Consider the following 20,119-nt stretch of genomic DNA (forward strand, 5'->3'; position numbering starts at 1 on the left):
CCAGCGAGTGTCATTCCGTCGGCGTGCCGATCCGAAGCCGGTTGCTGTCAGGGTCGCGCAGCTCAATCTCACGCGCCCACGGAGCGTCCTTTGCCTGCACACCGAACTCGGAAGCGATGACGTCGACATCACGAACGCGTAGGTAGACCAACGTGTCGGGACGGGCGTCGCCCTTGTGCTCCGACAAGAACAAGCGCACCCCGCCCCGGGCGACCTCGACGAACGCAGGAAGTCCCGGTTCGAAACGGTGTTCCCATTGCTTGGCGAAGCCCAGCCGCTCGTACCAAGCGACCGCCGCCGTAGCGTCCTCGACGCGAAGAATAGGGATGACTTCCTCGTCCATAGAGTCATCGTCGCAGACCGCCCAGGGCGAACGTTGCCTGATGCGGCACTAGTGTGCTGCGCCAGAAATGGCGAGACTAAGTCTGTTTCAGGTTTCAGTGGTTGGCGGGTTGATTTTCGTGAGGTAGTCGGCGAGGGAGTTCAGGATCTCGTCGGCGGTCTTGGTCCAGGTGAAGGGCCTGGGGTTCTCGTTCCATCCCTCGATCCATGCCGTGATGTCTTGCTCGAGGGCCTTCACGGAGGTGTGCACGCCGCGGCGGATGAGCTTGTCCGTCAACAGGCCGAACCACCGCTCGACCTGGTTCATCCAGGAGGAGCCGGTGGGGGTGAAGTGGATGTGGAAGCGCGGGTGTTTTCCCAGCCACGTCTTGATCTCGGCGGTGTTGTGGGTGGCGTAATTGTCACAGACCAGGTGGACGTCGAGGCCGGCGGGCACGACCTTGTCGATCCGGGTCAGGAACTTCTTGAACTCGATGGCCCGGTGGCGGCGGTGCAGTGCTGATATGACGCTGCCGTCGGCGATGTTGAAGGCGGCGAACAGGCTGGTGATGCCGTGCCTGTAGTAGTCATGGGTGCGCCGCTCGGGCATGCCGGGCATCATCGGCAGAACCGGCTGGGACCGGTCCAGCGCCTGGATCTGGCTCTTCTCATCCACGCACAGCACCACCGCTTTTTCGGGTGGGTTGTGGTACAGGCCGACGACGTCGACGACCTTCGCGACGAACTGCGGGTCGGTGGAGAGCTTGAACGCGTCCTGGAGATGGGGCTTGATGTCGAACTTCTTCCAGATCCGCCCGATGGTGGACTTCGACAGCCCGGAGTGCTTCGCCATCGAGGCCCGCGACCAGTGGGTGTCCTTGCCCGGGGTGGACTCCAACGTCGCCGTGAGCACGTCCTCCACCTGGTCCAGCAGGATCGAGGGCGGCCTGCCGGGGCGGGGCTCGTCAATCAGCCCGTCCAGCCGCAACCGGATGAACCTTGATCGCCAGCGGTTCACCGTGCCCGGTGCGACGCCGAGTTCGGCGGCGACCTCCTTGTTGGTCCCGCCCTCCGCACACCGCAGCACGATCCTCGCCCGCAGCGCCAGGAACTGCGCGGTCGTCGCCCGCCGCACCCAGCGCGTCAGCTCCGCACGCTCAGCCTCGCTGAGTACCAGTTCCGGTTTGCGCCGACCCGGCCGAGGCTCGTCCACGAGGCCCGCCATCCGCCGGACCGCGAACCGCGAGCGCCACTTACGCACCGTCTCCGTGGACACCCCGAAGTCTGCCGCCACAGCGGTGTTGGAGCCGCCCTCGGCACAGGCCAGGATGATACGGGCCCGCTCCGCCACACGAGCCGACACCGCACCACCCGCTGCCCAACGCGCCAACTCCGCCCGCTCCTCGGCAGACAGCACGACTTCGACAGCACCAGGACCCCGAGACACCATGAAAACAGCCTACAGACTTAGTCTCGCCATTTCTGGCGCAGGACACTAGCGGTGGTTTGTTAGACGGGGATGTAGAGGTCAAGTGGGTGGCCTGCGCCGACGGCGTTGATCAGTGCTTGGAGTTCGGGCGGTGGGGGTGCATTCGTCCATGCGTGCCAGCATCGTTGGAGGTTGGTCCAGGGAGCGAGCCAGGCGCGGACGGCTCGGATCGCCTTGGGCCAGCTGGCCGGTTGGGGCTGGTGGGGTCTGCTTGGGCCCCCTCTCAGCCGGTCCCGGCGGCGTCGGGGCGGGCGGGAGCGCAGGGACGGGGGCGGGTTCCCGGTCTGGCGGATGAGCGAACCAGGTGTCCCAGCAGAACGAGAACGCGCAGGTGACCAGTGTCTGGTGGCGGCGGATGGCGGTGTCGGAACGGACCTGGAAATCGGCCCATCCGAGTTCGTCCTTGACCTGTTTGTAGCTCTGCTCGATCCAGTGACGGATGCCGTAGATCCGCACGACTTCGTGCAGGTCAGCGGCGGGATGAGGGTGGTCGGCCTCACGGGGGCCGCCGGGGCGGGGCAGGTCGGTGGCCAGGTACCAAGTTGCCTGCGCGGGCAGGATGGCCGGGTCGGTGGTGGCCACGACCAGGCGGACGTTTCCGTCCGGACCCCACCAGCCGAGGTGGGCGTCGGCGGCCCACCAGGTCTCGGTGTGCCCGTTGCGGAAAGTCCGCTCAACCGCGGTCCAGTCCCCGGGATGCTCGGGATTGGTCCAGGTCAGTGCGCGTGCGGCGTCGACGGGGGTGTAGGCATCCTTGCCGTAGGCCCACGTGCCGTGGCTCGGCTTGAGGGCCATGACGAACGGCAGACCCGCCTCGCCGAGTTGCCGGCGGAAGCCGTCCTGGTCGCCGTAGGCGCAGTCGGCGGCCACGGCCCGGAAGGCCACCCCGGCAGTCTTGGCGGTGCGGGCGAGTTCGGCTGCGATCTGCAGTTTCGTGCGGAAGCCGGGGTCGCTCTTGCCGGCGGGGAAGTGACGGGCGGGGCTGTAGGGCACCGCGTGGAGCGGGTAGTAGACGCTCTCGTCGGCCCAGCAGGTCGTCACGGTGACGATGCCGTTGTCGGTCTTGCCCAGTCGGCCCAGCCACTGCCGCCCGACATGCGCGGTCGCGGTCCCGTCCTTGCGGTCACCCGAGTCGTCGATCACCAGTACCCCGCCCGCGTGCGGCTCGGTCGCCGGGTCGGCGAGCAGCAGTTCCAACCGGCGGGCGTTGATCTGCTCGTGGTCCCAGGTCGACTCGGAGAGGAAGAACTGCAGCCGCTGCACCGCCGGGTGCTGGGCTCCGGCCACGGGCTCGGCGCCGGCCAGGCAGGTCAGGGTCTTGTTGCGGTCCCGCGGCAGCAGCAGCCCGGCGAGGTACTCACGGAACCCGCGTCGCTGGGCCAGCGTGGAGAGCAGGTCATCGAAGCGTGCGGCGTAGGCTTCCAGCGGGCCAGGAGCCGGCGGGCACGGCACACGACGGGTCATCACAACCCCCAGGCAGCGAGGCGACTTTCCTCTCTACCGGCCTACCCCAACACTGACCCGCCGTCAACAAACCACCGCTAGTAGGGCTTGGTCAGGTTGGTTGTGGTTGAGCGTTTCCTTCTGGCCCGGTGTTGCGTTGAGGGGTGTGACTCCGGATGAGATTGTTGCTGTGCGTGGTGAGTTGGAGGACTTCGCGGCGGAGGTTTTCGAGCCGTTCGCGAGGAACGACCAGCGTCGGTGGGGGCAGGTCTATCTCCGGGGCCTGCTCACGGACGGGCAGCGCAAGTCGGTCGAGCCGATGGCCGCCCGGCTCGGGGAGGACGGGAACCGGCAGGCCCTGGCCCACTTCATCACCACCAGCCCGTGGGACCCCGCGCATGTGCGGGCCCGGCTGGCCTGGAAGATGGAGAAGGCCATCCTGCCCACCGTGCTGGTCTTCGACGACACCGGGTTCCTCAAAGACGGCAACGCCTCGGCGTGCGTGTCGCGGCAGTACACCGGCACCGCGGGCAAGGTCACCAACTGCCAGGTCGGTGTATCCCTGCACCTGGCGTCCGACCACGCGTCGGCGGCGGTCAACTGGCGGCTGTTCCTGCCCGAGACCTGGGCGCCCGGGTCCGCGAAGGCCGATCCTGCCAAGGTCGCCCGCCGCACCGCCTGCGGCATTCCCGACGACATCGGGCATGTGGAGAAGTGGCAGCTCGCACTCGACATGCTCGATGAGACCCGCTCGTGGGGCATCGAGGTGCCGCTGGCCGTCGCGGACGCCGGATACGGCGACGCGGCGGCCTTCCGGCACGGCCTCCAAGCCCGCGGCCTGAACTACGTCGTGGGGATCTCCACGACCTTGTCGGCTCAGCCCGGCGAAGCCGTGCCCGTGACCGAGCCGTACTCCGGGACCGGACGCCCACCGGTGGCGAAGTACCCCGACAAGCCGCAGTCGGTGAAACAGCTGGTCATCGCGGCAGGCCGGAAGGCGGCGAAGCCGGTCCAGTGGCGTGAGGGCTCCCGGCCCGGCACCGGCCGCAGCGGCTTCAAACGGATGTACTCGCGGTTCGTGACGTTGCGGATCCGGCCCGCCGGACGCGAGGTCCGCCAAGCGGCCGACAGTCCGGAACTGCCCGAGTGCTGGCTCATCGCCGAGTGGCCCGCCGACCAGGCCGAACCCGTCCAGTTCTGGCTGTCCGACCTGCCCGCCGACACCCCGCTGACCACCCTGGTCCGCCTGGCCAAGCTCCGCTGGCGCATCGAGCACGACTACCGGGAGATGAAACAGGCCCTGGGCCTGGCCCACTTCGAGGGCCGCACCTGGAACGGGTGGCACCACCACGTCACCCTCGTCTCCGTGGCACACGCCTTCTGCACCCTGCAACGACTGGCCAGAGCCCCAAAAGACACGGCGCCGGCCTGAGCCTCTACCACGTCGTCCGCGAGCTACAGACCCTCCTCGCCACCTGGGCCGGCGCCTGCCCAACATGTCACCGCGGCATACCCACACCGACCCCAACCTGACCAAGCCCTACTAGTCGACCTGAGGCACCAGATCTACGGACACGTAGGCCGTATGACGGAGAGTAGGTCCCCGATCAGCCGACTCGCAGCGTGGAACGGGAGACCACAAATCCTGTAGAGGCACCATCGGGTCATGACAGGTGGTGGAGCACCCCCAGACTGGGAATTCTGCGGGCAGGAAGCCGATCCAGCAACCGATCCAATCGGCTGTCGGGGCATCCGTCTCGATGATCGCACCGCCTGCCTGGCACATCTCCCCCCACATGAGCAGGAGCAATACCTTGCTCGCCTTGCTCGCGAGCCGAGCATCGACCATCCGAACATCGACCATCGGGGCACTACCTTCACTGAGGAGTTGCTCGAAAGGCTCCTGCAAGCGGTCCAGGACTCGACCGGATGCTCAGTCTTTGGAACCGCCCAGTTCAGCGGGGCAACGTTCTCCGGTAAGGCCTCCTTCACGAAGACCACCTTCTCCGGCGATGCCTTGTTCCATGGAGCGACGTTCAGCACGCAAGAGTTTGGGCCCTTGGCTTGCAAAGGGCAGCTGGATCTGTCAGACGCCGTGTTCCGTGGACCTGTGACCATCGAGGCGGCCGCACGCTCCCTGAAGTGTTGGCGGACCCGGTGGGAGTCCGCTGCTGGCATGCGCCTGCGCTACGCCAAGGTGGACCTCACGGACGCACTTCCTGAGGTCTCATTGAGCATCACTTCCCGTCCTACTGAATTGGAGGGTGTGGAGGAGGAGGTGCTTAAGGCGCTGCGCTTGGAATACGCCAAGGACATCAAAGTGGACGAAAAGAGGCTCGACGAGGGAGGGAGGCCGCTGGTTCGCATTCGCTCGCTCAGCGGCGTCGATGCGGGTCGATTGGCCCTCAATGATGTCGATCTTGCCCCTTGCAGGTTCACGGGCGCCGTCCATCTCGACCAGCTCAGTCTGGGACACGTCACATTCGAGCCGAGCCCCAAGGGTGTTCGCGGGTGGAGATGGCGCCCCGTGTACTGGAGGCTGCGGCCCACACTGATCGAGGAGCACTACTGGCGCGCAAGCAAGCCATCGACCGGCTGGAAGCCGGCCCCACCCGGCGGGACGATTGCGAAGCCATCTGGCCTGGCTCCTTTGTACCGCCAGCTGCGCAAGGCACTGGAGGATGCCAAGAATCAACCGGATTCGGCGGGCTTCTACTACGGCGAGATGGAGATGCGCCGTCTCACGCACCATCGCCCCTTGTTCGAGCGGGCCCTGCTGTGGGTCTACTGGAAGGTCTCCGGTTACGGGATGAGTGCCTTACGCGCGCTGGTCTCGCTGCTCCTCGCCATAGGGCTAACTGTTGTGCTGCTGATGTGGGTGGGGCTGCCAGCCACACCCCGGACGCAGGGCCCGGTGGTGACCACCGGCCAGAATTTTGTAGCGACCACCGTGAACCCGGGCCCCGGTGGCGCCGCGCCCAGACCGATAGACGAATGGTTCACCCCGGGCCGAGCGGAGAAGGCGGGAAGAACCGCCCTGAACTCCGTCCTCTTCCGCTCCGCAGGACAGGGGCTGACCGTGCCCGGCACCTATATCGAGATGACTTGCCGTCTGGTAGAGCCGGTACTGCTGGCCCTGTTCCTCTTGGCGGTCCGCGGCCGGGTAAAGCGCTGAGCAACCGACCCGAGCGCCAATCCCGTTAAGGCCGGGCTTGGACAGGGGCGCTGAGACAGAAGCCGGACGACTCGGTTCGCCGAGAATCCGACTCGATTGAGTGAGACAGGACAATAGCGTTTTGCACACGTACGCATCGGTCTCAGAGCAACAGGTTGGGTTAGTGACACTGTGTGTCGGAACGTGGGGCGTCCGGGCCGTGGTATTTGCTGGACGGGTGAAGGAGCCCCGCCGAGCCGCGCCGGTACCGTCGGTGGAGTTCAGTCGAGAGCATGATGCTGGCGGGCCTGATTGTGGGTCAGGTCGATGTTCCGGCTGGCGGGGACAGCTCCGCCCAGAACCTGCGATAGGCACGTGAGACATGACAACGCTCAAGGCTTTGATTAAGCAAATGAATGCCTCGCAGCCGTACGTGCCGCCAGCCTGGCAATCCCTCCACGAGTCTCCGGCCTGGCGGTTGCTTCAGACCCCCGCTTGGTCACTCAGCCAGTCGGCATCGGCCCAGCTTCGCTCGGCTATGAAGAACGCAGACCCGCCACCGGCATTCGAGTCGCTACACACATGGGCGGTGCTGCAGCAGCAAATCCACACTTCCCTGTCCATGCTCAGCCAGCTCCAGCCGCCGGTGCTCCCGCCGGGAAAGCTGCAGGAAGCACATCAGATCATTGAGGCGTTCCCTGAGGCGATCTTCGCCCAGTTGACTCAAGACCTGCCGACTCTGGCCGACGAAGATGACGACGAGATCCAGGCGCTGCTCGACAGGTTCACGGCCTCCCTCGTCGACTTGCCGCCAGAACAGGCGCGAGTGCGGCGAGCCGAGCTCGTAGCGGCCGCCATCCTCAGCGGTTGTCCCGAGAAGACCGAGGGGATGAGCCCCGAGGACGGGGTCAAGTTCGTCGAGGACGCCATGCGCCTCGTGCAGAGCGTGCTCCGGTCCTGGGACCGGTGGGACCCCACGTAGAGACGCACCGCCGTGCCCAGAGCTAGGTGACCGGGGCCGGGGTTGATTCGATGACAACCAGGCTGACTTCGATGGCAAAAGCCATGGGTTGCAACACTAAGCAGCACGTGGCCCCCTGCAGTCCTGCGGGAGGCCACGCACACACCGGTCAGGTTCGCCCGTACGACGGGTCAGAGAAGCTGCGTCGCGGCCTTCTTCAGCAGCTCGGTGTTGGCCGCCGTGTCGTGTCCGAGGACGAGGGCCTGATGGGGCAGTGCGGCGAGCTGGGCCGCGAGGGTGGTGGACGGACCGGTCATGGGCAGGAGGCCGAAGACATCCGGGTAGCGGTCTTCCGTGCTGGCACTGAAGAAGTCGCCCTCACCGATCGCGCGCGGCTCGTTGCTCAGCGCGGGTTCTGCCCCGGGCGTGATCTGCGGGAACAGCAGTCCCGCCGCCCGGCCTTCGGTGGCCAGGGTGAGGCCGAGCCACGTATGGAGCTGGTCGGGGAAGAACTGCGGCTTCAACTCTTTGCCGGACCGCTTCCACAGCGGCTCGCGGTCGCCGGCCATGAGGGCGTCGGTGACCCGCTGGTGCTGGGTGGGGTGCAGCTTTTCACCGGTCAGGACACGCTCGCGTACGGGCCCGTACCAGTTCATGGCGTCGAGCAGGCCGAGTCCGATCGCGGCAGCTGAGGGCCACGGCAGGATCCGCACGGTGCCGTCGTTCTCGGCGCGTACGAACACGCGGTCGTTGGCGAGCAGGTGCCACCCGGCGCGGCCCAGCAGGAACCCGCACGTGGTCTTGCCCGCGCCTTTGTCTCCGAGGGAGAGGAGGGTTGTGCCGTCGGGGCGGGTGACGGCGGAGGCGTGGAGGATCTCCCACCCGTCGGTGAGCAGTTGTCCGCGGATGACCTCGCGGGCGAGCCGGGCCGCGGCGGCGGCGACGGCGGTCTCGTCACTGCCGACGATGCGCAGCCGGCGTTCGGCGGGCTCCCACCGGTAGGCGAGTCCCGCGTCGGGCTGCACGGCCGTGGTGCTGGCCTGGTCGGTGGTGTGGAGCATCCGGTGGTTGGCGTACTCGGTTTCTTGCGGCTGTCCGGCGGTGACGATGCCGGTTAGCGCGGCCACCTCGCCCGGGTCCACATCGGCGGCGACGACCGGGCCTGTGACGTCGGCGGCCTCCGTCGCGGCCGCGTTCCACCATGAGCCGAGGTAGCGGGCTGCCCAGTCGGTGATGGTTGTGGAGCGGCTGGTGACGGTGACGGCTTGGCCGTCGGCGGTCGTCACGCGGGTGGCGTGGATGTCGGTCATGAGGATGTCGTCTCCTTGATGGTCGTGTGGAGGTAGGCGGTGCGGACTTTGTCCTCGGCGTTCGCCAGTTGCCGGGCTTCGCCGGGGTTCAGGGGAGGAATGCACACGGTGGGGCGGCCGGCGGTGAAGCGCAACGGGATTCCTAGCCAGCAGCCTCGTCGCGGCGCGGACAGTTCGATCAGCCCGTCGGTCACGCCGAGGGCATGTTCGAGCGCGGCGAGGGTGGCCCCGGCAGGCCCGCAACGGGTGCGTCCGATGCCCGCGTTGATGCGCCGGGGCCGGGCCGTGAGCTCTGCGTGAACCTGCTGGATCGGTACTGGGGCAGGCTCCCCGTTGACGGTGGTGGACGACGCGCAGATCACCGCATGGTCACCGTGCTCGCCGATCACGTGACCGGCCACCGCCGTCGCGGGCACGTTGAGGAGGCGGGCCAGGATCAGGCGGTAGCGGGCTGTGTCGGTGTTCGACCCAACCCCATAGACCCGGTGGCAGCCGGAGACCTCGGCGAACAGGCGGGACAGCACGTCGACCGGGTTCGTGACCATGGCCACCGTCCCCTGGTAGCCGGTGAACTGCCTGGCCAGAGCGGTGATGAGCAGGGCGTTCGCGGCCAGCCCCGCCATCCGTATGTCGCGCGTCGCGGTGTTGGTGAAGACGGCCCGGGGACACACGACCACCGCGTCACAGGACCGCATGCGCGCCGGGTCGGCGCGCCTTACCCGGACGGGTGAGGCAGTCACTTGACGCATGTCGTCCAGATCGGTGACCAGTCCGGCGGCGGTGCGGCCGCTGCCGGAGGCGACGAGGATGGTGTCGCACCAGCGGGCGGTGACCAGGAGAGAGCCGAGCGCCTGGCCGACGGCCCCGGCTCCGATGAGCCCGATGGTGGTCATGCGGACACCGCCATGAGCGCGTCGTCCAGGCATAGTCGCCACCAGGTCCGCGCGGGCGTCCGTGAGGCCATCGTCGCGCTGGCGTGCTCCAGCATCTGGCACACCGCCCCGGCACGTGTGACCACGGCGGCGCCATGCGCGGACAGCGGCAGGCCGGGAGGGGCGGTGAGGTAGGTGGACAGGATGTTGGTGGTGTCCATCAGCCACAGCAGCACGAGCTGTCGCAGCCACGCGTCACGGTCGGCCTCGTCCACGCGGGCGTTCAGTGCGGCAACGAACGCCGCGATCCCCGACAGCACGGCGCGGGCATCGTGAGGCGTCGGCGGGCAGCAGACCAGGTTCAGCACCGTACGAGACATCAGTTTCGCGGCGTCCGCGCATGGGCGTCCGCGCTGCAGGCCGGGGTCGAGGAAGGCCACCGGCCCGTCCGGGCCGTCCGGGAAGTGGGCGTGCTCCGGCTTCAAGTCGCCGAAGATGACCCGCTGGTTCGGGGCGGGGGCGATCTTCGCTTTGCGTAGCCGGGAGGCCACGGCCGTCAGTACGTCCCCGTGCCCGGTCTGGTTCACGTAGCTGCTGCCGCTTATGCCGTTGAACTTGCGCAGGAAGGTCCCGCTGATCGAGCGCTCCCCGATCGGTGCACGGTCCACACGGGCGGCGACCCCGGGCCGCCGCAGACCGGTGGCGAGTTCGTCGACGACGCGACCGAGCAGGTCGGCCGTACGGTGCGGTTCCCGCAGGATCAGATCGGCCAGGGAGGGGCCGGTCACGGGCTCGGTGAACAGCACTCCACTCGCGTACCCGGCAACCTTCGGTACCCGTAGCCGTGCCGGTCCAGCCAGAGTCTTCAGCTGAAGGACCTCCCGCCGCAGCAGCGACCCGGGCGACGCCGCGTAGGCGGCCTGCGCGGCCTTCACGCTCTCCCAGTCGCCGCACACGCCCCGCAGCACCGACACCAGGGAGACACCCAGGATGCTGACCTTCGCGAACAGCGGCCGGCCGTCGACCTCCACCCTTTGCACGTAGCTGGTGACGCTGGGGGCGACCTCTCCCAGCCGTATGACCGCAGCAGGCCACAGGGCTTCAGCGGCCTTCACGGTCTGCCCGGCCGCGTACGACAGCACCGCCTCAGCAGGGGGCGGCATCAGCACAGCGCCCCTCGCGGCAGTGACGGTTTGGGCCATAGGGTTCCTCCTTCGGCCATGCGGACGCTGACGCGTCCGCGGAATGTCGAGAGCCGACTCGGGTCCGGGAGAAGGCTGGTGAGGCCCGCCCCGTGGTCGGCGTCGCCCATTCAACGGCGGGGCATACCAGGGTTGCGGGGCCAGAAATGGGTGCGTTTCCCCGGCGGGGGGCCACACCGGGGGGCCACCATGGGAATCCGGCCGTGCGACACCAAAGGGGCGCCCCATGATGAGTCCGGACGGGATCGGCACTCTGTTACGGAGCCTCCGTAAGCAGGCATGCCGGACCCGACAGGAGCAAGCTCTGCGCATGGAGGACGCCCAAGGCGGCGGCTGGTTCGACCCGGACAACCTCAAACGGTGGGAAAGCGAGCGGCGGTTACCCACCCCCGTATGGCACGAGACGATCGCCCGCGCCTACGGCCTGACGGTCGGCGACGTACGCCGTGCTGTCGCCGCATCACGGCAGCACCGACGCAGCCAGGGCAGCAAGGAGGACGAGGACGTGAACCGACGCAAGTTCATAGGAGCAGCAGCCGCCGCCGTAGGCGCGAGCGCGCTCCCCGGCATCGCACAGGCCCGCGAGGGAATCGACGGCGCCCTCGCCGGTACCGGCACCGGTGACCTCGCCTACCTGGAATCCGCTTTCGAGCGCCACCGCGGCGGGTACCGAGGCCGCTCACCCCACACTGTCCTCGCCGAGATGCAAAGTGACCTCGACCTGTTGCGTGAGATCCTCAGCCGCCCCCACCCGGCCAAGGCGCGCGCCGACCTTGCCCGCACCGCCGCAGGCATCGCCGGACTCGTGGCGATCATCCAGCACGACCGAGGTGACGAGCGCGACGCCTTCCGGTGGTTCACCACCGCCGAGCGGGCCGCCCGCGAATCCGGCGACCGCCGCATGACCGCATGGGTCCTGGCCCGGCACGCCATGGTGCCGCTCAACTACGGCGCCCCCACAGCGGCCGCACGCCTCGCCGCCCAGGCCCGCCGAGAAGCCGGGCAAGTACCCACCGCGGCGGCCGCGCTGGCTGCGGCAGTCAGCGCCCGGTCCCTCGCCGCCATGGGCGACAAGGCCGGAGCAGCCAAGGTGGTCGAAGCCGTGCGCACCTTGGCCGAACGCCTCGACGGCCCCGAAAGCGCCGACACCTGGTTCGGCTACCCGCTCCAGAAACACCATGTGCACCTCTCCCAGGCGTACACACTGCTCGGCAACACCTCGGCCGCCTACGCCGCGCAAGGCAACGCCCTCGAACTCACGGACACGCCGTCAGTGATGACCCGGGCCTTGCTGGAGATGGATACCGCAATCTGCCTCCGCCTTGAGGGAGACCCGAGCGCAGCAGCGGACATGGCGACCGAGACGTTCGAGCGACTGCCAGCCAGCTACCGCACCGGCCTGATCCGCTCCCGCGCGGCTGGCCTCCACCGCCAGCTCGCCGGCCGAGACCGCGACCAGCTCGGAGACGTCCTCAGGTAGCTGGGACACAGAGGCGGTGCCGAGGGGCATCGATTTTGCGATGAACCGCACCACCCGGGCGGGTGAGCAGCCCGGCGTCTTGGGCAACCTGCGGCCCATACAGCGCTATCCATACGTTCGTGATCAAGAACCTGCTGCGCGCCGCTACGGCCGCCACGCTCGCCATCCTGCCCGTCACCATGTCCCCGTCGGCGCATGCCGCCGAGACACTTCCGCTCAGCGTCGCGGTTGACCAGCTCGGCCTCGCCGATGAATCCCGCGAGGGGTACACGCGCGACAAGTTCCGCCACTGGAACGCCGGGCAGAACCCTTCGGACGGCTGCAACACCCGCAACGAGGTCCTGATTGCCGAGGCAGTTGAGCCGCCGACCGCCGGCCCCCGGGTGCAAGCTGACCGGCGGCACCTGGTGGTCGTACTACGACGCGACCACGGTGTCCGGCCCCTCCGGCCTCGACATCGACCACATGGTTCCCCTCGCCGAATCGTGGGACTCCGGCGCAGCAGGCGGAGCAGCGGCAGCGCGACCGCGACGGGTGCGAATCGCGCATGTCCGGAGTCACTCGGGACCAAGCCGCGCCGGTACTGCTCCCCCAACTGCCGGCAGCGGGCGTATGAGGAACGGAAGCAGAGGGAAGCGATCGTTGCCGTAGTTGCCGCAGCTGTCGCTCGGGGAACAACGTCACGTGACAGCAAGTGAGAATGTCGTGCGGTGTTCCTGCCCGCGGCCTTAGCTCCCGGTATGAGCGGCGCGAGACCGAGCATTCGCCGCTCCGCGTGGCCTCCCTCGCACGCAGCTCCGCCCGATACGGCCGCATGTGAAGGATCACCCGTAGTGGGTGGGACCTCGACTGCTGACCCAAGACCCACTTTCACCAGGCTGCAAGCGGAACAACGGTCGCATGCCCGAGCGCTACGTAACGACTCGACGGGCCAGCAACAGCTTCCCGAGATTGTTGAGGGGCACCACCTCGACCACGCGGCCGGTGCCGGGCGCGTGCACGATCAGCCCTCCCCCGATGGCCATGGCCACATGCTCAGGCCGGGCTGCATTGCCTTCGGTGAAGACGAGATCACCCGGTTGCAAATTGCTCGTCGGCACGGCGCGCCCCTCGTTGACCTGGCTGTAGGTGCTGCGGGAGATCTCGATGCCGGCCACTCCGTATGCGCGCTGCATCAGAGAGGAGCAGTCGCAGCGGTCTCTGGGGTTTCCGCTGTGGGGGTTGGTGCAGGTGCCGCCCCATTGGTAGGGCGTGCCGAGCTGGCCAAGGGCCCAGCGGATCGCGTTTCGCGCTGGCATGGGAGCGGTGACGGGGATTTGGTATCCCTCGGGGAGCGTCCCTGGTGGGATGTCTCCGTAGTCCGTGTCGGCTTGGTGCGTGCAGTCGGCCGTCCCGTAGTCGCCGGCCAGTGGGGCGCCCGCCGCTGCTGCGCCGAGGGTGGGTGCGATGGCCTGCTGCAGCGCGGTGGCCAGCGGCTCGTGCTTGGCGTACGCGTCCGGGAATCCTGACTTCTGCACTTCCTGGGAGGCGACAGTGACCGGCATCTGCTCCCAGCCGTCCACTGATTTCAGGGCGTTGTAGAACTTCGTGGATGCGTACACCGGGTCGAGAATCTGATCGCGGGTGCCCCAGCCCTGGGAGGGGCGCTGCTGGAAGAGGCCGACGCTGTCGCGGTCGCCGTAGGGCAGGTTTCGCAGGGTGGATTCCTGCATGGCGGTGGCCAGGGCGATGACCTGCCCCTTGGCGGGAATCTTCATCTGTACGCCGGTCGCCACGATCACACGGGCATTGGGGATCTGCTCCTGAGGCAGAGACAGGCCAGACACCTTGATGTCGCTGGTACTGCCGACGAGAACGGCTTTCACCTGCTCGGCTACCTGGGCCGTGTCGACGTCCATGCCCGCGGCCCCGCCCGCGGCGCAGCTGGCACGGTTGCGGGCGGCCGCCTCCGCATCCGTCTGGACGATACCGGTGACGTGTGCGGCAATCGCCGCCATGAGGATGATCCCAAGCACGATCAGGCCGGTGCCGCCCGCCAGCCACTTCCTGCGCTCCTTGGTCATGAGGAACTCCGCGGCGGTGTACGACGCCTGGCGAGCGCCTGCGCTTCGCGGCTGTCGAGCCAGGCCGCGAAGCCCCCGGGCCCCTGAGCCCCCCGATGAGGCTGCTCGTTCAGCGGCGGCTGCTGTGCCGGCTGATTCCGCCGGGACGAGTTGGGTTGTGTGCGAGCAGGGCGCGTGCGCGACGTAGAGCGCTGCCCGGCGGACTGGACCGGACCAGGGCGGGGCGCATTACCGGTGGGCTGTGCTTGGCGGCCTTGCTGGTGGCGGCGCGTGGTGGCATCCATAGCCCGCAGACGCCGGTTACGCCTACCGTTCGGCCCCGCCGACGGGCGCGGCTGGGTCCGGGGGCGAGGCGTGGGAATAGGAGCGGGAGGGGAAGGGGGCGGCTGTGTGGGGCGGCTGGGCACCGGCCGCTGCATCTGCGACTGGTATCCCGCTCGATGGGCCTGGTGGCCGGCTGGTCGCCGGGCTGGCGGGCGTCGGCGCCCGCCGCGGCCACCGGTGTTGATGCGGCTCATGAGCGCTGTGGCGCCGACGGCCTGCGGCATGGCGTAGCCAACGGCGGCGAGCGGATTGCCATGGGCGAGGGAGACGCCGACCAGCGCACCCCGCACGATGCCACGTGCGGTGGTCCTGCCGATGTGCCGGTTCTTTGGGACTGTTGAGGAGGCAGGCGGGCTGAAGGCGGAGCCGTGGGTGCCGCCGACGCGGCCGGCGGACAGCTTTCCTCGGAAGTTCGCGGCAGTCTGTTTCGAGCCCGCGGCGAGCTCCTTGCGCTTCTTGAGCGCTCCGATGCATACGAGGTCCACGACCAGGAACCGCAGCGTCAGTTCCCTGCCCCAGTCCTCCTGTGCCGGGTCGAGGACGGCTTGGATGATGATGATGAAGACGGCCAGGGCGATGACGGATGTGAGCATCTGTCCCAGTGAGCGCAGGACGGAAGCGGCCCAGTCCCAGAGGAACGCGCGGCCGGCGCCGGGGATGGTGCCGGCGATGAGAGCAGGCTCGCCGCGGATGGCGTCCCAGGCGATGCGGCACTGCGCGACCAGGAAGCTGCCGGCGAGGCCGGAGACGATGACAGTGACGATGCCGGCGGCGATCAGCAGGAAGAAGGCGCCGCCGACCTTGTCCATGGAGGCCTTCTTCGCCGCGCCGACGTCCCCGGGAACGCACTTGGCTTCGAAGGCCTCCATGGGCGGGTCGCCGAAGTGGTCGATCGCCCAGCGCGTGGACATGTCGATCTGCGTGTTGTACCAGCCGGCGATTCCGCCCCCGCTGGGGTCGATGTACTCGGACAGGCCCGTGAGGTCCTTGAGCTTGTTGGTGCGGGAGTGAACCTGGCGGTCGAAGGCCAGCTGCTCAAGCCGGGTGTCGGCGTACTCGGCCGCGCACTTGCCTTCGAAGACGCGCCCGTACTGCAGCAGCATGGCCGGCTTGACGATGAAGGCGTCGGTCAGTGCGTCGGTCAGCGGCCGCGACAAGGTGTTGCCGGTGGCTTCGGTGGTGACCCCGTTGTCGGACTGCGGTGTCGCGGGGTTGGCGTCCAGGATGATGTCGGCCACCTCCAGGGCCAGGCCACGGGTCACCGCGATGGCACCGTCTTCCTCTCCCAGCAGCGTCTGCGGGGTGGAGGACAGGAGCGTGGTGGTCAGTGCCGCCAAGAGGATGGACAGGGCGGCATCGCCCCAGCCTTTGGCTTTGTCACCGAAGAAGATCCGGGCGACGCAGATGATGGCGCACACCGACAGGAACAGGGTGGGCAGGCCCATCTCCAGAATCACGCGCGTGTGCAGGGAGTTGGCGACCGACAACACGGGGGCGAGCAGCAGTTTGGCCAGGCCGAAGGACAGGGCCCAGGCGATGAGCCAGCAGCAGAACGCGATCAGCCACTTGGTGACCATGAAGCACAGCTCGGTGAGCAGGTTCTGGATGCCCAGGTCCCAATCGAGCAGACCGCCGGTGTCGGACTTGACGGTATAGACGCTGATCGGCAGGCCGTTGGAGTCGGTGACGTTGAAGACCCCGAGAACACCGCCTTCGTCCGGCAGCAGCTTGCGCAGCCGTTCCTTCTCCTGCTCGAGCAATTCCTGCTGCGCCGCCTTCGACAGACGCTCGCTCTGCTCGCGCATGACCTCCTCGATTGCCTCGATTTCTTCCGGCGTCGGGGTGCGCTGCCCAGGTGCCGTCGGCACGCTCGGCGACGGGGTCGGCGTGGGCTCCGCATGGGCGGGCAGTGAGGTGAGCAGGGTGAATGCCGTGGCGGCGAGCGCGGCGACCAGCAGGGCCAGGCGCAGCCGCGCTGAGCCGAGGATCCGCAGCCACAGCCGCCAGGTCGAGGGCCGGGTCATGCGGCGGTCCGGTAGTTGGTGGGGGTGGTGTGGATGACGCGCATGATGGCCGCGTCCATGGGGATGAGGACCTTCATCAGGCCGATGCGGCCGGCGAGATCGCGGTAGAGGCACTCGCCCGCCCGGGCCAGCTTCTCCTCGTCGGGCAGGTCGATTGGGGACAGGCCTGCGGTGACCAGGTCGAGCATGTCGGCGTCGGTGGCATCAACGCCGAGAAACTGAAGGCCTCGTGAGGCCAGCGTGCGAGTGGTCTGGCGGAAGAGGAGCCGGTGCGGGATCAGGCCACGGATGATGGCGCCCTTCTCGCTGTCGGCCGGCCCGATGTCGTACGGGTCGTGACTGCCCACGTAGGCGGCGGCGTTGTGCTTTCGGCCGTCGCGCATGAGCTCGAGCAGCAGCTCCAGGCCCTCGTCCGAGCTGGTCAGCCACCAGCATTCGTCGAAGACCGCGACGCCGAACTCCTCCTTGTTCTTCATGACCGTCTCGCGCGCAACGGCGGCGATCAGGTACATCAAGGAGCGGCCCAGGACCTTCTCGAACTCCAGACGCTCGATGCGGTGCTCGGAGGCCAGCTCGCTCTTCTTCGGCAGCGCGAGGGAGTTGACGAGGAAGACGACAGAGTCGGCGCGGGCCGTGTCCACGACGGGCAGCGTGTCGTCGAAGACGACTGCGGCGAGGTCCTTGCGGGCGACAGCCTTGAGCTTGCGGGCCAGGTTGCGGGCGGACGTGTCCTCGCCGCCGCGCGCAGTGAGCTCATCGACCAGGGCGCGCATGGAGGGCTCCGGGCGCTCCAGGACGGCTTGGACCGCCTCCGACAGGGCGACGCCCTCCAGGTCCATCGGCCTGACGCCGAGCAGCAGCGTCAGGAACGACTCGCAGAAACGGGCCGCGACCTTCGGGCTGTCCTGGACGTACAACCGCAGTGGGTCGAGAGAGACTTCGGCGCTCTGGTCGATGCGGATCACCTGGGTGGTGCCGGGGCATGCCTTCGCGAATCGGGCCCACTCCTCTTCCTTGGTGCGGTCGACGATGACGGCGCGGCCGCGGCTGTCCGGCTTGCCGGGCTGGTGGCCGCGAGCGAGGACGCTGTACACGGCGGACTTCAGACCGACGGACTTGCCGGCGCCGAGCTCGCCGATGAAAGCCATGGAGGCGCTGGCGTTCTCACGGGGGCCGCGGGCCGGGTCGACCATGACGGGGCGGGCGCCGCCGGAGGCTAGCTGCAGGCCGAACAGGCCGCCGCGCTCGTCGCCGAGTTGGGACCCGCACCAGGGCATGGCCATCGCGAAGTCCCGGGCGAGCAGGTACTGGGCGTACCCGGTCATCACCCTGGGGGTGCGGCAGCCGGGCAGCATGGCGTGCCACAGGCTGGTCTGCTCCCCCACGGGCCGGGAGAACGTGTAGTCGGTTGCGCCGAAGTCGGATGCGAGGGCGGCCGCGCGGTCCTGGGCGTCGTCGGGTGTGGTGCCCCAGACAGCGAGGGTGACCATGGCGCGGATCTCGACCTCACGTGCCGAGGCCGTGAGCCGGTCACGGAACTCGTCGTTGTCGGCCTCGTGCTTCGCGATCGAGGAGGGCGGGCCGGCCGGATCGCCCTGGTACTCAGCCGCCTGCGCCTTCAAGTGCCGGGCTCGCTTGCGGGTTTTGGCCTCGGCTTTGGAACCGGGGGTGATGACCAGGCGCGCGGTCCAGTCGACCGGGTAGGCCAGATCGTCCAGTTGCTGCAGGTACGCGGCCCCCGGCAGGGCGAAGGCCTCCGGCATCTCGGAGAGGGCGAGCATGGCCTGGTAGGAGTCACCCCATTCGGAGGAGACCTGCAGGAAGCGGCGATCGAACGGGTTGCCCGGTGCAGCTCGACGCTCGGTGAAGTCGGCACCGCCCTCGGCGAGCAGCACATCGCCCAGGGCGGCAACGGTGCGGCCCCGGCCGCGGACCTTGGGTTCGGTGCCGTCGGGCAGGAACGGCTCCGCCAGACCACGCCGGGCACTGTGGCCGTAGATCCACAGGATTTCCGCCTCGGTGGCCCGGCGCATGGTCACGCCGGTCGGCCACTGGGCGTGCATCCGCGCTGCCTGCTCGCTGCGCCGGTCAATCTCGCCGGTGGTGATGGGGGCGGGCATCAGGCCGAGCTGTAGAGCCACTTCGGCCTTGGCGGCGGAGAAGGCCGACAGAGCGGCGTCCTTGCGGGACAGCGCAGGGAGCGGGATCGCGAGCCAGTCGGTACGGCCGGTGAGTTCCATGTTCTCGAGCTGGTCCAGCACGGCATGGCCGAGCCGCTCGTAGCGTGGTGACTTCTTCAAGTCGACATCGGCGACCATGGCGCGGACGACGGCGATCGGGTCGACCTGCGGGCACAGCGACATCAGCATCGGCTCACCCGTGAGGGACTTGAAGAGCGATTCGAGCGCCTTCAGCCGGCGCTTCTTCGCGGTGGCCGGCGCGTGGGAGTAGTTGGCGGCGGCTACCCGCCAGATCGCCCAGGTGGTGCCGTGAGTGGTGAAGACGAGGTTGCCTTCGACGTGCCGGATCGGCAGGCGCATCTCACTCCTCCTTGTTTGCGGATGCGGCGCGGCGGGCGAGCAGGGCCTGCACACCGGATGACACAGGGCCGTCGGCAGCCGTATCGGATGGGGGTTGGGGTGTGGCCGGGGCCCGGGTCGGTTGAGCAATGGCGCGGGCCAGCCGCGCGGGGCGCGTGACAGAGGCACCGGGCGTCGGCGGCAATGGTGCGGGGCCAGTGCCGTCGGGGGCGTCCTCGACGGCGACGGTGATGAGACCAGCGGCACGTACAGGGCGGGTCGGGCGGTAGGGCCGGCCGTGGAGCCGGCCCCACCGCGGGCCGGTGATCATCACGGCCACACTGGCCGCGGCCGCGGCCGGGTTACGGCCGTCGATGTGCAGATGCCGCAGTGCGAACGCGGCTCCGAACGGGCAGCCGACCAGCACCACCACGTCCATCAGGCCGTGCCCGCCCCACAGCGACCGGCACAAAATGAGTGCGACGAACATGCCGACAATCGCGGCGAGCTGGGTCAGCGTGTACGGGCCACCCGGCAGACGCAGGCTCCGGCCAGCGCCTCCCGGAACCGACCCGACAACTAGTGGGGTGCGGCGCGCCTTGGTGTAGCAGCGGCCGATCAACTCCGCGTCGAGCTCGGACGTCTCGGCCAGGGCGCCGGTCACTGGTCGCCCATCGGTGTGAGCTCGCCGCCGTCGTACTGGGTGATGTCCTCAGTCGTCTTCTCCTTGAGGGTCTCCATGCTCGCGGAGCCGCCCCAGACGATCGCGGCGAAGATGACAGCCATGATCGTCGGGCCGGGTGCCTTGGTCTTCCAGCCGACGACCATGACGAACAGGCCGCACAGCAGGGGGATGCCGACGTTGAAGATGAGGTCCTTGATGTCGTTGCCGAGGCCGGTCCCGGTCTCGATCCAGCCGACGGCGAGCGTGACGTTCTCGTGCATGACGTCTCCTTG

General features: G+C 68.4%; 15 protein-coding genes and 1 pseudogene. 5 read left to right on the top strand and 11 right to left on the bottom strand.

Translation table 11 applies throughout. From position 1 onward, the window contains the following. Positions 1-10: 10 nt before the first annotated feature. The 3 genes from AS594_RS39015 to AS594_RS39025 form a co-directional block, all read right to left on the bottom strand. A complete protein-coding gene (locus tag AS594_RS39015; protein WP_069774802.1) occupies positions 11-343 on the bottom strand; it encodes a glyoxalase superfamily protein in 333 nt (110 codons plus the stop codon). An 87-nt stretch (positions 344-430) separates the two neighbouring features. Continuing rightward, on the bottom strand, positions 431-1,771 hold the full coding sequence (locus tag AS594_RS39020; RefSeq protein ID WP_079144188.1) for an IS630 family transposase: 1,341 nt from the start codon (positions 1,769-1,771) through the stop codon (positions 431-433). 78 nt (positions 1,772-1,849) lie between these two features. Further along, entirely contained in the window at positions 1,850-3,274 is a 1,425-nt protein-coding gene (locus AS594_RS39025; protein ID WP_069774837.1) for an IS701 family transposase, read from the bottom strand. A 145-nt stretch (positions 3,275-3,419) separates the two neighbouring features. Here AS594_RS39025 and AS594_RS39030 point away from each other — a divergent pair, with 145 nt between their 5' ends. The 3 genes from AS594_RS39030 (at position 3,420) to AS594_RS39040 (ending at position 7,389) form a co-directional block, all read left to right on the top strand. Next, complete coding sequence (locus AS594_RS39030; RefSeq protein ID WP_069936165.1) at positions 3,420-4,685, top strand: IS701 family transposase; 1,266 nt, start codon at positions 3,420-3,422, stop codon at positions 4,683-4,685. Between the two features lie 234 nt (positions 4,686-4,919). Then, positions 4,920-6,428, top strand: coding sequence for a pentapeptide repeat-containing protein (locus tag AS594_RS39035; protein WP_069936166.1), 1,509 nt, complete (start codon positions 4,920-4,922; stop codon positions 6,426-6,428). A gap of 361 nt (positions 6,429-6,789) precedes the next feature. Beyond that, positions 6,790-7,389 carry a hypothetical protein gene (locus AS594_RS39040; protein WP_141747249.1) on the top strand — a complete coding sequence of 200 codons (600 nt, stop codon included), beginning with the start codon at positions 6,790-6,792 and terminating at the stop codon, positions 7,387-7,389. A gap of 170 nt (positions 7,390-7,559) precedes the next feature. On the opposite strand, the gene AS594_RS39045 is transcribed toward AS594_RS39040, so the two are convergent. Genes AS594_RS39045 through AS594_RS39055 form a run of 3 tightly spaced genes read right to left on the bottom strand, consistent with a single transcriptional unit; the run spans position 7,560 to position 10,752 of the window. After that, positions 7,560-8,678, bottom strand: a complete 1,119-nt coding sequence (locus AS594_RS39045; RefSeq protein WP_069936168.1) for a phosphoenolpyruvate carboxykinase (ATP) — start codon at positions 8,676-8,678, stop codon at positions 7,560-7,562. Next, on the bottom strand, positions 8,675-9,571 hold the full coding sequence (locus AS594_RS39050) for a lactate/malate family dehydrogenase (RefSeq protein WP_079148932.1): 897 nt from the start codon (positions 9,569-9,571) through the stop codon (positions 8,675-8,677). Before AS594_RS39050 ends, AS594_RS39045 begins: the two co-directional genes overlap by 4 nt. After that, positions 9,568-10,752: a phosphotransferase family protein gene (locus AS594_RS39055; RefSeq protein ID WP_069936169.1), complete on the bottom strand. Its 1,185-nt coding sequence runs from the start codon at positions 10,750-10,752 to the stop codon at positions 9,568-9,570. Before AS594_RS39055 ends, AS594_RS39050 begins: the two co-directional genes overlap by 4 nt. A 310-nt stretch (positions 10,753-11,062) precedes the next feature. On the opposite strand from AS594_RS39055, the gene AS594_RS39060 reads away from it, so the two are divergent. Together AS594_RS39060 and AS594_RS47045 are read left to right on the top strand one after the other, a co-directional pair. Next, entirely contained in the window at positions 11,063-12,232 is a 1,170-nt protein-coding gene (locus AS594_RS39060; protein ID WP_069936170.1) for an NsdA family TPR-like regulatory protein, read from the top strand. A 119-nt stretch (positions 12,233-12,351) separates the two neighbouring features. Further along, positions 12,352-12,757, top strand: a pseudogene (locus tag AS594_RS47045) (HNH endonuclease); the annotation flags it as partial. 386 nt (positions 12,758-13,143) lie between these two features. On the opposite strand, the gene AS594_RS39065 reads toward AS594_RS47045, so the two are convergent. The 5 genes from AS594_RS39065 to AS594_RS39085 are packed head-to-tail and all read right to left on the bottom strand — an operon-like array spanning position 13,144 to position 20,107. Beyond that, the gene (locus AS594_RS39065; protein ID WP_069936171.1) at positions 13,144-14,295 is read right to left on the bottom strand and encodes a C40 family peptidase; all 1,152 of its coding nucleotides are present in this window, start codon (positions 14,293-14,295) and stop codon (positions 13,144-13,146) included. Next, positions 14,292-16,643 carry a hypothetical protein gene (locus tag AS594_RS39070; protein WP_069936172.1) on the bottom strand — a complete coding sequence of 784 codons (2,352 nt, stop codon included), beginning with the start codon at positions 16,641-16,643 and terminating at the stop codon, positions 14,292-14,294. The genes AS594_RS39065 and AS594_RS39070 overlap by 4 nt, the downstream gene beginning before the upstream one ends. Next, a complete protein-coding gene (locus AS594_RS39075; RefSeq protein WP_069936173.1) occupies positions 16,640-19,183 on the bottom strand; it encodes an ATP-binding protein in 2,544 nt (847 codons plus the stop codon). Before AS594_RS39075 ends, AS594_RS39070 begins: the two co-directional genes overlap by 4 nt. A 1-nt stretch (position 19,184) precedes the next feature. Then, positions 19,185-19,826, bottom strand: a complete 642-nt coding sequence (locus AS594_RS39080) for a hypothetical protein (RefSeq protein ID WP_240509385.1) — start codon at positions 19,824-19,826, stop codon at positions 19,185-19,187. After that, positions 19,823-20,107 (bottom strand): hypothetical protein, encoded by a 285-nt coding sequence (locus AS594_RS39085; protein WP_069936174.1) that lies wholly within the window; start codon positions 20,105-20,107, stop codon positions 19,823-19,825. The genes AS594_RS39080 and AS594_RS39085 overlap by 4 nt, the downstream gene beginning before the upstream one ends. Between the last annotated feature and the right edge of the window lie 12 nt (positions 20,108-20,119).

It is taken from the genome of Streptomyces agglomeratus (genome assembly GCF_001746415.1).
Taxonomy (GTDB): Bacteria; Actinomycetota; Actinomycetes; order Streptomycetales; family Streptomycetaceae; genus Streptomyces; species Streptomyces agglomeratus.